Raw genomic sequence first — 13,864 nt, 5'->3', positions numbered from 1 at the left:
CCCGGGCGGCCGCCGCGCGTTCACCAGTCGATGCCGATGCCGAGCTTGAACGTGCGCGTGGGCAGCGCGATCGCGTTCGGCGTGCCCCACAACGGGTTCTGCGGCTCGGTGGCGCCACCGCGCCAGTCCTCGTACCCGGAGTAGTTGGTCCAGTCGAACACGTTGAGCACGTCGAGCCGGATCCGCAGCGCGATGTTGGTGCCGGTGTCGAACACCTTCTCCACCGCCAGGTCGACCTGCTTGAAGTCGTCCGACGGCGTGTAGCTGTCGAAGTGGCAGTAGGCCCAGGCCGACATGTTGCAGTTCTGGTAGTAGCGCGGGGTCGCATCCGACCACACGCCCTTGCCCGAGAACATCAGCCCCCACGGGCCATCCACGATACCCGAGGCGACGACGCGGTTCTCCGGCACCAGGCCCGGGAACCAGCCGTAGTCCTCGATGTTCTCGGCGTTGAACGCGCCCGGCCAGCCGTTGATCGGGCTGTTCTGCTCCGAGTCGGTCCAGGTGTAGGCGAAGGTCGCGCCCCAGCCGGAGGACCGGGTGTACGGCTTCTCCAGCTTCACGTAGACCGAACTGGTGCGCGTCTCCAGCGCGTTCTGGCCCAGGATCAGGTTGGAGAACGGCGCGAAGCCCTGCCCCCACGGCGGCGGATCGGTCGCATCCGGCGGGGTCGGCGGGAAGAACAGCCCGTCAGGGCGCCGGTTGCCGAGCAGGAAGGCGATGCCGTCGTGGCTGCGCACGTACGAATACATCACCTCGGTGTTCCAGCCGTGGCCCCAGGCGTCGAAGGCGTTGCGCATGCCCAGCCCGAACTGGTCGGAGTAAGGCACCACCAGGTTGTTGTCCATCAGGAAGATCTCGCGCCCGCCGCCGGCGACCGACGAGGCGCGCAGGAACTCCGGATCCAGGTAGCGCGGATCCCAGTCGCGGCAGGTGGCGTCCACGCCCACCGCGCAGGGATGCATCGGCGTGTTGAAGTTGTAGACGTACTGCCCCCAGCTGCCCTTGGACACCTCGTTCTGCAGGTAGTCGAACAGGTTGCGGTCGTAGGAACGCCCGGCGCCGCCGAAGATCACGTGGCGCTGGTCGGCGCCAAGGTCGTAGGAGAAGCCCAGGCGCGGCGCCCAGTTGTTGCGGTCCGGATCGCGGTTGCCGCCGGTGCTGATGTAGTCGTTGATGTCCACACCCGTGTTGGGCAGGTTGGTGTTGGAGTTCTGCAGCGCGGTGACCACGTCGGCCGGGGTCACGAAGTCCTCGTAGCTGGGGGTGGTCTCCACGTCCCAGCGCACGCCCATGTTCACGGTCAGGTGTTCGTTGACCTGCCAGTCGTCCTGGATGTAGATGCCGAACTGGCTGTTGCCCGAACTCACCGTGCCGTCGCCGTAGCCGGCCACCGGCGCGCCGAACTCGACGTGGGTCGGCACGCCCAGGCTCTCGTGGATGTCGTAGTAGAACTGCGGGTTGTACTTGTTCTGCTCGAGCGTATCGAGGTCGACCTTCTTGTACTTCAGGCCCATCTTGACCGTGTGGTCGGCCCAGCCGGTGAAAGTCAGGTCGTCCTGGAACGACCAGCCCTCCTGGCCCTTGTCCTGGTAGTTGTCGCCGCCGCCGCTGCGGACGATGGTGTCCCACCAGTTGCCGTCGCTGAGGAAGTAGCCGGGCATGAAGTTCGCCGGCTGCGGGCTCCAGAACGCGTCCTCGTAGGTGATGTGCGCATCGTTGAGCCAGTCGCCCGCGGTCCACTGCCAGCGCAGGTCCACGCGGGTCTCGTCGTTGGTGTTGAGCGTGGCCGCCGGCGGCAGGCGCTGCCCTTCCACCTGGATGGTCTCGCTCTCGTCGCGATACTTGGCAGTCAGCTCGAAGTAGTGGTTCTCGCCGATCGCCCAGTCGATCTTGCCGAAGTACAGGTCTTCCTTGAACGGCGAGGTAAAGGGGCCGTCGCCGTACTGGCGCTGCAGTTCCGGCGGCAGCTGGTCGACGGTGTAGCCCCGGCCCAGGCTGAAGGTGCGCGGGCTGCTGAACTCCTTGGCCTCATAGGCCAGGAAGAAGTGGGCCACGTCCTTGACGATCGGCCCGCCGAAGGAAACGCCGTACTGTTCCTGCTTGCTCTCGGCCTTGGTCGCGCCGGGCCGGCGCTCGAAGTCGGTGGCCGAGCGCCAGTCGGTCATCGTGTAGTCCCAGAAGAAGCTGCCTTCGAACTCGTTGCTGCCCGAGCGGGTGGCGGCGACCACGGCGGCGCTGCTGAGCTGGTCGTACTCGGCCTTGTAGTTCTGGGTGATGACCTTGTACTCGCCGATCGCCGACTGCGGGAACGGATTGCCGCGGCTGGTGTCCTGGCCGCTGACGCCACCGGTGGTGACGTAGTTCTTCTGGCCCACGCCGTCGATGAAGACGTTGACCGCGTTGGCGTTCTGCGCGCCCGAGCGCAGCCGGGTGTTGCCGCTGGCGTCGGTGATGAACTGCACGCCCGGCACCGTGTCGGCGAAGGCGAGGAAGTTGCGGCTGTTCTGCGGCAGCGCCTCGATCTGCTTGTTGCTGATGTAGGTCGCCACTTCCGAGGTGCGCGTCTCCACCGCGGTGGCCACCACCTGCACCGTATCCAGGGTGGTCGCCGCGCCGGCGGTCGCGGTCTCGGCCACGCCGCCCACGCCCAGATCCACGGTCGCGGTCTGGCCGACCTGCACGGTCAGCTCGCGCACGCTGCTCTGGCCGCCCGCCTGGACTTCGATCCGGTAGGTGCCCGGCGGCAGGCCGGCGACCGAGTACTTGCCGTCCGCGCCGGCCTGCACCGTGCGGCGCAGCCCGGTGGTGGTGTTGACCACGACGATCTGCGCGTCGGCCGCCGGCGCCGAATCGGCCATCACCTGGCCGCGGATGGTGGCGCCGGTGCTCTGCGCCATCGCCGGTGCCGCGCCCAGCGCCAGGCAGCTTGCCAGGGCCGCGGCCAGGATCCTGCGTGCAGGTGTTCTGTTGCGTGTGCCGTTCATCGATTTCCCTCCCAGGAGTGATGCAGCGGGTGTTTCGTCTAGGTTTTCTTCTTCTTGCCGGGACCGGCCTTGGCCGCCACCGGTGTTCCGCTCGACTGGCGCACAACCAGTTCCGGCACCAGCACGTGGCGCTCGGCCACCGCCGGTTCGCCCGCCTCGATCAGCGCGAGCAGTCGCTTCAATGCGCTGTCACCGAGTTCGTCGATACTCACCCTCATCGTCGTCAATGACGGGTGAATGAAGCGCGCCAGCGGGATGTCGTCGAAGCCCGCCAGTGCGATTTCGCCGGGCACGTCGACGCCGGCCTGGGCGAATGCGTAATGGCAGCCGAGCGCCATCATGTCGTTGGCCGCGAACACCGCGTCGGGGCGCTCCTTCGCCGCGGCGATCGCGCGCCCGGCGCGGTGCCCGGAGGCGTCGTCGAAGTCGCCCGGGAATTCGCTGCCGCGCGCACCCGGATGCGCGGCGATCGCGTCGCGGAAACCGCGCAGGCGCTCGCTGGCGTCGTGGTTGTGTTCGGGTCCGCCGATGAAGGCGATGTGGCGGTGGCCCAGCGACAGCAGGTACGTGGTCATCGCCATCGCGCCGGCGTGGTTGTCGATCTCGAACGCAGGCCAGGAAGGCTCGTCCTGGCGGGTGTTCATCAGCACCACCGGCAGCGGCTGCGGCAGGTTCTCGGTCAGGAAGCCCGGCCGCGAGGCATACGGCGACATCACCAGCAGGCCGTCCACCCGCCCGCGCATGGCGCGCAGCGCGGCGGCCTGCTCTTCCGGGTCGCCGTGGTAGCTGGACAGCAGCAGGTGGCGGCCGGCGCTGCGCGCGCGCGCGTCGATGCCACGGATCAGTTCGGAGAAGAATTCGCCGTGCAGGTCCGGCAGGACCACGCCGATGGTCTGGGTGCTGCGGCTGGACAGGCTGCGCGCGGCGGCGTGCGGGCTGTAGCGCATGCGCCGGGCGACCTCGAGCACCAGCTGGCGGACCGGCTCGGCGACGTTGCTGTGCCCGTTCAAGGCCCGGGACACGGTCGCCACCGAGACGTTGGCCTCGCGCGCGACATCGCGGATCGTGACCGCCTGGCGCCCCATCCCGCTCCCTCCCGGTCGGATCAGGCGACCGGCCGCCGCACTGTAACCGTTTTCAGGCGCAATGCAAAGGCCCATTGTGATCGGCGATTCCGTACCGGAATCAGTGGGATAAGCGGCCTATGCGATGTTGCACCGCAATATGGCGACTCGCCCCGGCGCGTCGCGTGCGGGCCGTTCACAGGGTCGGCGACCGGGTCGTCATCTGCAAGTGGGGCGCGCGCGCGGGCCCTGCCCGATCGTCCGGCGCAGGCTTCCTGGCTCCCTGCGCCGCGCCCCCTCCCGGCCAGGCGCGGCCCAACCCGTCCTGACCGCGCTCCCGGCCACGCTGGACAGCGCCGGCCGCCAGCGCTTACCCTTGCTTTCACACGTTGGCCGGAAGCAGCGGCCACGCCGGCAAGGGGACACCCGGGCTCCCACAGGATGTGACCATCCTTCGGGTGCCGCCATTCCCGGCGAACCGCACCGCTGCCCCATCCCGCCACGCGCAGACGACCTCCCCGGCTGTCGGCCACCGCCCCATGCGGTGCCGGGCCTGTATTGATGTGCTTGTAGCGGCGCCCCGTCCCGGCCCTCCGGCGACGGCCGCCATCGCAGGCGCGGCGTGCGCCCTCCATGCGCAGCGCCGCGCGCCCCCTACCGGGCCTGGCTTCCGAGCAGATGAGTTCCGAACCCGCGCAAGACGCGACCCCGACAACGCAGCCGCCTCCGGCCCCGCAGCAGCAGGAAATGCCGCTGGCGATGGTCCATGGGCAGCCGCTGCTGCAGATCCCGCAGGACCTGTACATCCCGCCGGACGCGCTCGAGGTCATCCTCGACGCCTTCGAAGGCCCGCTGGACCTGCTGCTGTACCTGATCCGCCGGCAGAACCTGGACATCCTCGACATCCCGGTCGCCGAGATCACCCGCCAGTACGTGGACTACATCGGCGCGATGCAGGACCTGCGCTTCGAGCTGGCGGCCGAATACCTGGTGATGGCCGCGATCCTGGCCGAGGTGAAGTCGCGGATGCTGCTGCCGCGGCCGGTGAGCGAGGACGGCGACGAGGCCGACCCGCGCGCCGAGCTGGTCCGCCGCCTGCAGGAGTACGAGCGCTTCAAGCAGGCTGCCGAGGACATCGACGCCCTGCCGCGCCAGGACCGCGACACCACCCCGGTGCAGGCCTTCGTGCCGGACCGGGCGGTGGTGAGGCTGCCGCCAGCGGTGGACCTGCGCGAGATGCTGCTGGCCCTGCACGACGTGCTCAAGCGCGCCGAGCTGTTCAGCGGCCACCACATCAGGCGCGAGGCGCTGAGTGTGCGCCAGCGCATGGGCGACGTACTGCAGCGGCTGGACGACGGCCAGTTCCATCGCTTCGAATCGCTGTTCACCGCCGAGGAAGGCAAGCTCGGCGTGCTGGTCACCTTCCTCTCGCTGCTGGAGCTGGCCAAGGAACAGCTGCTGGACATCGTCCAGGACGCGCCGCTGGCACCGATCTATGTGCGCTCGCTGGCGATCGGCAACACCAACGAACCGCTGCAGTTCCACAGCGAGTTCGACGATGGCGACGACGCCAGCGAGCCGGCCGCGGGCTGACGCCGCGCGCACCCCTTCAACCCGGACACCACCGATCCATGGACCAGGCGCTGATCAACCGTATCGTCGAGGCTGCCCTGCTGGCCGCGAACCAGCCGCTGGCGCTTGCGCAGCTGCATGCACTGTTCCCCGAGGACGCCCCGGCCCCGGCCGGCAGCGTAGAGGCCGCGCTGGAGCAGCTCGCCGCCGCCTGCGAAGACCGCGGCGTGGAGCTGGTCGAGGTCGCCTCGGGCTTCCGCTACCAGGTCAAGGCCGACGTCCACGGCTGGGTCGCGCGGCTGTGGACCGAGCGCAAGACCCGCTACACCCGCGCCACCCTGGAAACCCTGGCGCTGATCGCCTACCGCCAGCCGATCACCCGCGGCGAGATCGAACAGGTCCGCGGCGTGGCGGTGAGCAGCAACATCATCCAGGCGCTGGAAGAGCGCGAATGGATCCGCGTGGTCGGCCACCGCGACGTGCCCGGCAAGCCGGCGCTGTTCGGCACCACCAAGGGCTTCCTCGACTATTTCGGGCTCAAGCGCCTGGACGAACTGCCGCCGCTGTCCGAGCTGAAGGACATCGGCGAACTGGAGCCGCAGCTGCCGCTGGATCCGGACACCGCGCCGGTGCAGGCCGGCCTGGCCGCAACCGACGCCGATGAAGCATCGGCCGACGAGACCGGCAACGACGGCGCGGCCAACGACGCGGACGGCGGCGACGACCAGGACCCCGGCGCTGACGCCGGAACCGACGCCGACGCCGAAGCTGGCGCCGACGCGATCGACGCCGACGTGTCCGACGACAGCGACGAAGACACCAGCGAAGGCACCCGAGACACCTCCACCCCGCCCGCGGCCGACCCGGCCGATGGCGATCCCGAAACCCAGGCCGACGACGAAAGCACCGGCCGGAGCAGCAACTGATGAATGATCCAACCCCCCGCAAGCCCCTCGGCAAGCTCTCGCTCAAGCGCGGCGAAGAAAATACCGCCGCCCCCGCGCCGAAGGTCGAGGAGCGCCTGCACAAGGTCCTGGCCCAGGCCGGGCTCGGTTCGCGCCGCGCGCTGGAGCAGCGCATCGCCGACGGCCTGGTCAAGGTCAACGGCGAGACCGCCCAGGTCGGCCAGAGCATCCGCAGCGGCGACAAGGTCGAGCTGGACGGCAAGGCCTTCGTCGCCTCGGCCCTGACCGAGCCGGCGCGCGTGCTGGTCTACAACAAGCCCGAGGGCGAAGTGACCACCCGCGAAGACCCCGAGGGCCGCCCCACCATCTTCGAGTCCCTGCCGCGGCTGAAGGGCGCGCGCTGGATCGCGATCGGCCGGCTGGACATCAACACCAGCGGCCTGCTGCTGCTGACCACCGACGGCGAGATCGCCAACGCGATGATGCATCCCTCGCACGAGGTCGAGCGCGAGTACGTGGTGCGCGTGCGCGCCCCGGAAGGCCAGGACAGCGTGCCGGACAACGTCGTCGACCGCCTCGCCCGCGGCGTGGCGCTGGAGGACGGCCCGGCGAAGTTCGACCAGATCGAACGCATCGGCGGCACCGACTCGCACGACTGGTTCAAGGTCGTGGTCAAGGAAGGCCGCAACCGCGAAGTGCGGCGCCTGTGGGAATCGCAGGGTTGCCAGGTCAGCCGGCTCAAGCGCACCCGCTACGGCCAGGTGGGCCTGCCGCGCGAACTGCTGCGCGGGCATTCGCAGGAACTGCCGGCCGAACAGGTCGAGGCACTGCGCAAGGCGCTGGCGCTGGAGGACACGGCCGCATCGACCCTGACCCTGCAGCCGGTGATCGGCCAGCGCCGCGCGGCCAAGTCGACCGTGCACGTCGGCGGCGGCGCGCGCGCGCCGGGCCAGGCCTACGTCAACGGCCACAACACCGCCGACGAAGGCCGCGAACTGCGCCGCTTCGACCACGTGCGCGAGGACCGTCGCGGCGGCCGCGGCGGCAAGAAGCCGCATGGCGGGCTCACGGTCAGCGGCGAGATGGCGGCCAAGCAGTCGCAGAAGCCGTTCAAGCAGCGCAAGGAAAAGGGTCCCAAGCCGCTGCCGGACGGTAATCCGGCCGCGTTCCGCACCTGGTACGTGCCCGAAGGGGTGAGCACCGGCCCGAGCGGCCACCGCAACGCCGGTCCCGGCGGCAAGCCGCGCTACGGCAAGCCGGGCGGCAGGCCCGGCGGCGGCGCGGGCGGCGGCGGATTTGCCGGCGGCGGCCAGGCACAGGGCCAAGGCGCCGGCGCGCGCAAGCCGCGTCCGTACGGCCATCCGGGCAACGCACCGCACTTCCCGTCCGACCACGCCAATCCGGGCGGTGGCCATGGCCACGGCCATGCGCAGGACCGCAACCGCGGCCCGCGCGGCCAAGGCCCGCGGCCCGGCGGCGGCGGCAACCGTCCCGGCGGCAACCAGCGCCCCGGCGGGCGTCCGGGTGGCGCCCCGCGCGGCGGCAACCGCGGTCCGCGCTGACCCTCAGCGCGGCTCGATCACGAAGTTGCCGAAGGCCACGCCCAGGTCCCAGCCCTTGCCGGTGCCGGCCAGGGCCAGCGAAACCTCGCCCTTGGTCATCACCTGCGCCTTGCTCGACTTGACCGCGCCGGCGTGCGCTTCGGCCGCCGCATAGGTGCCGAGCGTCTCGCGGATGTTGTGCACGCCGGAGAACTCGCCGGTGCCGTTCTCGATCGTGGACTTGCCGAAGGTGATGCCACCGCCCTTGGCGCTGATCCGCACCGGCAGGCTGCTGCCGTCGTCGCAGGTGATGGTGCCGTTGCCCTTGGCGGTCTTGTAGAACGCCGACCAGCCCGACAGGTTGAAGTGCAGCTTGCAGTCGACGTTGCCGGCCGCCTGCGCGGCGGGCGCCAGGACCAGCGCCAGCAGTGCCGGCAGCGCCAGACTCAGGCCGCGCCGGCGCGGCATCGGGGTTTGCGGGGAACGGGACATGGCAACCTCCGGTGGCAGTGACGGTGCACGCCGAGCATACAGCGCAAGCCCGGCCCTACGGGTGCAGGTCGAAGCGGTCGGCGTCGAGCATGGCCGGGAAGCGCTCGCGGTGCGCCGCCAGCGCCGCCGCCGACAGCGTGGTGGTCAGCACCTGCTCGCACCCGTGCGCCTCCACCTGCGGCTGGCCGAGGAAGTCGATCACCGCGCTGTCGCCATCGTAGGCCAGCTGGTTGCCGTCCACGCCGACCCGGTTCACCGCCGCCACGTAGCACAGGTTCTCGATCGCCCGCGCCCGCAGCAGCGTCTTCCACGCGTACGCCCGCGGCGAGGGCCAATTGGCGACGAACACCTGCAGGTCGAAGTCCAACTGCCCCGGCCGCTCCACGTCGAAACGGTTGCGGCAGAACACCGGGAAGCGCAGGTCGTAGCAGACTTGGGGATTGATCCGCCAGCCCTTCAGTTCCACGCACAGGCGCTCGCGCCCGGCGGCGTAGCGCCTGTGCTCGCCGGCGTAGCGGAACAGGTGGCGTTTGTCGTACCACTGCAGCCCGCCATCGGGCGTGGCCCACAGCAGCCGGTTGAACACCTTCGAAGCGCCCGTGCCATCGGCGATGCGCAGCTGCACGCTGCCGGTCACCACCGCGCCGAGCGCGCGCGCCTGGTCGCGGATCCAGGCCACGGTCGGCCCGTCCATGTCTTCGGCCTTGTCGATGGCGTCGTTGGAGAAACCGCTGGTGAAAGTCTCCGGCAGCACCACCAGGTCGGTGGTGCCGGCCAGCGGTGCAACCAGCGCGGCGTAGTAGTCGCGGTTGGCCGCCGGGTCGTGCCAGCGGGTGTCGCCCTGGACCAGGGAAATGCGCAGGTCGTGCATGGCTCCTGGCTCCTTCACAGCTGGCGCAGCCGCTCGATCGCCGCGTCCAGGGTGGCCTGGTTTTTGGCGAAGCACAGCCGCGCCAGGCGCTGCCCGGGCGGCGGGCTTTCGTAGAACGGCGACAGCGGGATCGCGGCCACGCCCTCCTCCACCGTCAGCCACCTGGCGAACTCGAAGTCCGGCAGGTCGCTCACCGCCGAGTAGTCGACCAGCTGGAAGTAGCCGCCCGGCACCGGCAGCGGCTGCAGCCGCGTGCCCAGCAGCTGTTCGCGGAAGCGATCGCGCTTGGTCTGGTAGAACGCGCCGAGCTGCTCGTCGTGCTGCGGCTCGTCGCGGATCATCGCGGCAAAGGCGTGCTGCGCCGGCGCGAACGTGCAGAACACGTTGTACTGGTGGACCTTGCGGAACTCGGCGGTCAGCGCCGGCGGCGCGATCGCGTAGCCGACCTTCCAGCCGGTGCAGTGGTAGGTCTTGCCGAAGCTCGACACCACGAAGGCGCGCTCGCGCAGCTCCGGCCAGCGCAGTGCCGACTCGTGGCGGGCGCCGTCGAACACGATGTGTTCGTAGACCTCGTCGGAGAGCAGCCAGATGCCGGTGCCGTGCAGCAGCCCGGCCAGCGCGCGCATGTCGTCGGCCGAGAACATCGCCCCGGACGGGTTGTGCGGGCTGTTGACCATGATCATCCGGGTCTTCGGCGTGACCGCCGCGCGCACCCGCTCCCAGTCCACGGCGAAGGTCGCCGGATCCAGCGGCACGTGCACCGCACGCGCACCGGCCAGGTCGATCGCCGGTTCGTAGCAGTCGTAGGCCGGGTCGAGCACGATCACTTCCTCGCCCGGGCGCACCACCGCGTGGATCGCGTTGAAGATCGCTTCGGTGGCGCCGCTGGTGACGGTGATCTCGGTGTCCGGGTCGACGATGGCGCCGTAGCAGCGCAGCGCCTTGCCGGCGATGGCCTGGCGCAGCGCCGGCACCCCGGTCATCGGCGCGTACTGGTTGTGGCCGGCGCGCATGGCCGCGTCCAGTTCGTCCACCAGCCGCTGCGGCACCGGGAAATCCGGGAAACCCTGGCCCAGGTTCACCGCGCCGTGCTCGGCAGCCAGCTGCGACATCACGGTGAAGATGGTGGTGCCCACCTTGGGCAGCTTGGTCTGCGGGGTCTGCAGCGGCATCGCGGTCCGGGCCTGGAATGTCGGGACCGCCGAGTGTACGCAAAGGCGATGGCCGGCGAAGTGGCTGGGCCGCCCCATTGCGGCGGCCCGGCCACCGCTACAATGCGCGCCGATGACCAACGCGTCCCCTTCCCCGCTGCTGGCCGCCCGTGGCCTGGCCTTCGCCCGCAACGAGGCGCCCGTGTTCGGGCCGCTCGATTTCGCTGTGGACGCCGGCGAGGCGCTGCTGGTCCAGGGCAGCAATGGTTCTGGCAAGACCACCCTGCTGCGGGTGCTGGCCGGGCTGCTGCGCGCCGACGCCGGCCGGGTCGAGATTGAGGGCCGCTCCGCCGCGCCGGCGCTGCGCGCGCATGCCATCGCCTACCTTGGCCACCTGCCAGCGCTGAAGGGCGAGCTGTCGGTGCAGGAAAACCTGGAATTCCTCTGCGGCCTGCACGGCCGCCGCCCGCGCCAGTCGATCGGCGACGCGCTGGCGGTCACCGGCATGGCCGGTTACGAGGATGCGCCGGCGCGGCAGCTTTCCGCCGGGCAGAAGAAGCGCGTGAGCCTGGCGCGCCTGTGGCTGGCGCCGGCGCCGCTGTGGCTGCTCGACGAGCCCTACGCCAACCTCGACCTGGAAGGCATCAACCTGGTCAACCGGATGATCTCGGCGCACCTGCGCGACGGCGGCGCGGCGCTGGTCACCACCCACGGCGCCTACGCCGCGCCGCCGGTGCGCACGCGCATGCTGGAACTGGGGACGGCGGCATGAGCCGGATCCGCCGCGCCGCGGGCATCGCCGGGGAGCTTCTGTGAGCGCCACGCCCTCGCTGGCGCAGGCCGCCCGCGCCCTGCTCCTGCGCGACCTGCGCCTGGTCTGGCGCCGTCGCGGCGATGCGCTGCAGCCGGCGCTGTTCGCGCTGCTGGTGGTGGTGATGTTCGCCCTGGCGCTGGGCGGCGGGAAGCAGGTGCTGCGCGATTTCGTCGCGCCGTACGCAGTCTGGGTGGCGGTGCTGCTGGCCGGGCTGCTTTCGCTGGACAGCCTGTTCCGCGGCGATGCCGAGGACGGTTCGCTGGAACAGTGGATCCTGGCGCCGGTGCCGCTGGCCTGGCTGGTGGCGGTGCGCACCTTCGGCCACTGGCTGACCACGGCGGTGCCGCTGCTGCTGGTGGTGCCGGTGCTGGGCGAGTTCCTGTACCTGCCGCGCGCGCAGTTGCCCATGCTGATGCTGACCTTGCTGCTGGGCACGCCGGTGCTGAGCCTGCTCGGCGCGGTGGTGGCGGCGCTCACCGTCGGGCTGAAGCGCTCGGGCATCCTGGTGGCGCTGCTGGCGCTGCCGCTGTACGTGCCGGTGCTGGTGTTTGGCGCCGGCAGCGTGGCCGCCAGCGCGCAGGGACTGGACGCCAGCGGCGCGCTGCTGCTGATGGCGGCGATGCTGGTGCTGTCGGCGGTGCTGGCGCCGCTGGCGGCGGCGGCCGCGATCCGGATCGCCCAGGGATAAAGGCGGCACGCCGCCCCTGCGGCGTGTACCGCCATTGCGCCCCCCGGCGGCGGGCGCGCCATTGCGCCCCCCTCTGTAGGAGCCCACTTCAGGGGGCGCCCCCGCGCCGCCGGAAGGCGCCGCGCTCAACGCGTCCCCTCCGGAACGGCCGCATTCACCGCCGCTGCGCCAGATCCGCGTCGGGTCGCCCCCTGAAGTGGGCTCCTACAATGGGGCGGAAGGGGCTGGCGGCGGACGGGGGGGACATTCTGACCAGGGGCTTGGCTTGGCCCGGGGGGCGGAGTCTGGAAAAATGGGCCATTCGAGCCTGTCCGGCCGGGCCCAGGGCCTGCCGGCGCCAAATGCGAGCGATGCGATCTTCTCCATGAACCCGGTGTTCCGCTGGTTCCACCTCCTCGGCTCGCCGCCGTACTTCGACCGCTTCGCCGCGCGCTGGGCGCCGTGGTGCTGGGCTGCGGCGGTGCTGACCCTGGGCGTGGGCCTGTGGCTGGCGCTGTTCCACGTGCCGGCCGACTACCAGCAGGGCGACAGCGCGCGGATCCTCTATATCCACGTGCCGGCGGCCTGGATGAGCATGTTCGTGTTCGCGCTGATGGCGCTGTACGCGGCCATCGCGCTGATCTGGCGGATCAAGCTGTGCGAGATCCTGGCGATGGCCTGCGCGCCCATCGGCGCGGCCTTCACCGTGATCACCCTGGCCACCGGCTCGATCTGGGGCAAGCCGATGTGGGGCACGTGGTGGGACTGGGATCCGCGCCTGACCACCGAACTGGTCCTGCTGTTCCTGTACTTGGGCGTGATCGGCCTGTACCACGCCGGCGACGACCGCCGCGCCTCGGCACGCGCCGCTGGCCTGCTGGCGATCGTCGGCGTGGCCCTGCTGCCGGTGATCCGTTACTCGGTTGAGTGGTGGGATTCGCTGCACCAGGGCCAGACCATCCGTGTGTTCGGCGAATCCAGCCTGGACCCGAGCATGATGGCGCCGCTGTGGTGGATGGTGATCGGCACCAAGTTCTGGTTCGCCGGCTCGCTGCTGGCGCGCGCGCGCGCCGACAACCTGCGCCGCGAATCCGGCAAGGACTGGGTGCGAAAGCTGGCGGAGGACGGGCTGGTGGAGGAGAAGGCGTGAGCTACCTGCCCTACGTGATCGGCGCCTACGCGGTGTTCGCGCTGGTGATGCTGTGGGATTTCCTGGCGCCGCGGCTGCAACTGCGGCGCGAACTGCGTGCCGCGCGCCTGCGCGCCGCGCGCGAACGCAAGCCGGCCGGCAAGCCCGACCCGGCGGTGGAGCTGAGCCGTTGAACCCGACCCGCAAGCGTCGCCTGATCTTCGTGCTGTTGCTGGTGCTGGCTTCAGGCGTGGCCACCGCGCTGGTGGCGATGGCCCTGCAGCGCAACGTCGCCTACCTGTACACCCCGGCCGAAGTGCTGCGCGGAGATGCCGGCGAGCATGCCCGCTTCCGCCTCGGCGGCATGGTCGAGAAGGATTCGTTCAAGCGCGCCGCCGGCTCGATGGACGCGCACTTCCGCGTCACCGACGGCGACGCGCAGTTGCCGGTGGTCTACACCGGCATCCTCCCGGACCTGTTCCGCGAGGGCCAGGCGGTGGTCGCCACAGGGCGCATGCAGGACGGCGTGTTCGTCGCCGAGAACGTGCTGGCCAAGCACGACGAGACCTACATGCCCAAGGAAGTGGCCGACAAGATGGGCAAGGCCCACCAGAAGCACGACGTGCAGGCAGCCGCCGCGGAGCCGTCGCCTTGATGGCGCGCATCTTCGC

The 13,864-nt window shown here is 70.5% G+C and carries 12 protein-coding genes and 1 pseudogene; 8 read left to right on the top strand and 5 right to left on the bottom strand.

Annotated elements, in window-relative coordinates:
- Positions 1-20: 20 nt before the first annotated feature.
- Together CSC64_RS05235 and CSC64_RS05230 are read right to left on the bottom strand one after the other, a co-directional pair.
- Entirely contained in the window at positions 21-2,987 is a 2,967-nt protein-coding gene (locus tag CSC64_RS05235) for a TonB-dependent receptor (RefSeq protein WP_162434270.1), read from the bottom strand.
- Between the two features lie 38 nt (positions 2,988-3,025).
- Positions 3,026-4,072: a LacI family DNA-binding transcriptional regulator gene (locus CSC64_RS05230; protein WP_162434269.1), complete on the bottom strand. Its 1,047-nt coding sequence runs from the start codon at positions 4,070-4,072 to the stop codon at positions 3,026-3,028.
- A gap of 657 nt (positions 4,073-4,729) precedes the next feature.
- On the opposite strand from CSC64_RS05230, the gene CSC64_RS05225 reads away from it, so the two are divergent.
- The 3 genes and pseudogenes from CSC64_RS05225 (at position 4,730) to rluB (ending at position 8,090) form a co-directional block, all read left to right on the top strand.
- The gene (locus CSC64_RS05225) at positions 4,730-5,644 is read left to right on the top strand and encodes a segregation and condensation protein A (protein WP_162434268.1); all 915 of its coding nucleotides are present in this window, start codon (positions 4,730-4,732) and stop codon (positions 5,642-5,644) included.
- 38 nt (positions 5,645-5,682) lie between these two features.
- Positions 5,683-6,528 (top strand): annotated as a pseudogene (gene scpB / locus CSC64_RS05220) (SMC-Scp complex subunit ScpB); the annotation flags it as partial.
- A gap of 20 nt (positions 6,529-6,548) precedes the next feature.
- A complete protein-coding gene (rluB, locus tag CSC64_RS05215) occupies positions 6,549-8,090 on the top strand; it encodes a 23S rRNA pseudouridine(2605) synthase RluB (protein WP_162434266.1) in 1,542 nt (513 codons plus the stop codon).
- Positions 8,091-8,093: 3 nt separating this feature from the next.
- Here the strand turns inward: rluB and CSC64_RS05210 are convergent, their stop codons facing one another.
- The 3 genes from CSC64_RS05210 to CSC64_RS05200 all read right to left on the bottom strand — a co-directional run bounded on the left by CSC64_RS05210 (position 8,094) and on the right by CSC64_RS05200 (position 10,604).
- Positions 8,094-8,537 (bottom strand): hypothetical protein, encoded by a 444-nt coding sequence (locus CSC64_RS05210; protein WP_162434298.1) that lies wholly within the window; start codon positions 8,535-8,537, stop codon positions 8,094-8,096.
- A gap of 79 nt (positions 8,538-8,616) precedes the next feature.
- Positions 8,617-9,432, bottom strand: coding sequence for an amidohydrolase (locus tag CSC64_RS05205; protein WP_162434265.1), 816 nt, complete (start codon positions 9,430-9,432; stop codon positions 8,617-8,619).
- Positions 9,433-9,446: 14 nt separating this feature from the next.
- Positions 9,447-10,604 (bottom strand): pyridoxal phosphate-dependent aminotransferase, encoded by a 1,158-nt coding sequence (locus CSC64_RS05200; protein WP_162434264.1) that lies wholly within the window; start codon positions 10,602-10,604, stop codon positions 9,447-9,449.
- A 112-nt stretch (positions 10,605-10,716) separates the two neighbouring features.
- Between CSC64_RS05200 and ccmA the strand changes: the two genes are divergently transcribed.
- From ccmA to ccmE, 5 genes are all read left to right on the top strand, one after another.
- A complete protein-coding gene (gene ccmA, locus CSC64_RS05195) occupies positions 10,717-11,355 on the top strand; it encodes a heme ABC exporter ATP-binding protein CcmA (RefSeq protein WP_162434263.1) in 639 nt (212 codons plus the stop codon).
- A gap of 40 nt (positions 11,356-11,395) precedes the next feature.
- A complete protein-coding gene (gene ccmB, locus CSC64_RS05190; protein ID WP_162434262.1) occupies positions 11,396-12,085 on the top strand; it encodes a heme exporter protein CcmB in 690 nt (229 codons plus the stop codon).
- 364 nt (positions 12,086-12,449) lie between these two features.
- The gene (locus CSC64_RS05185; protein ID WP_162434297.1) at positions 12,450-13,214 is read left to right on the top strand and encodes a heme ABC transporter permease; all 765 of its coding nucleotides are present in this window, start codon (positions 12,450-12,452) and stop codon (positions 13,212-13,214) included.
- Positions 13,211-13,387 carry a heme exporter protein CcmD gene (ccmD, locus tag CSC64_RS05180; protein WP_162434261.1) on the top strand — a complete coding sequence of 59 codons (177 nt, stop codon included), beginning with the start codon at positions 13,211-13,213 and terminating at the stop codon, positions 13,385-13,387. The genes CSC64_RS05185 and ccmD overlap by 4 nt, the downstream gene beginning before the upstream one ends.
- Positions 13,384-13,848 carry a cytochrome c maturation protein CcmE gene (gene ccmE / locus CSC64_RS05175; RefSeq protein ID WP_162434260.1) on the top strand — a complete coding sequence of 155 codons (465 nt, stop codon included), beginning with the start codon at positions 13,384-13,386 and terminating at the stop codon, positions 13,846-13,848. The genes ccmD and ccmE overlap by 4 nt, the downstream gene beginning before the upstream one ends.
- Positions 13,849-13,864: the final 16 nt, after the last annotated feature.

Source organism: Pseudoxanthomonas koreensis (genome assembly GCF_010093225.1).
Lineage (GTDB): Bacteria > Pseudomonadota > Gammaproteobacteria > Xanthomonadales > Xanthomonadaceae > Pseudoxanthomonas > Pseudoxanthomonas koreensis.
Note: the sequence above shows the minus strand (reverse complement) of the source record. Positions and strands in the feature narration are given on the sequence as shown.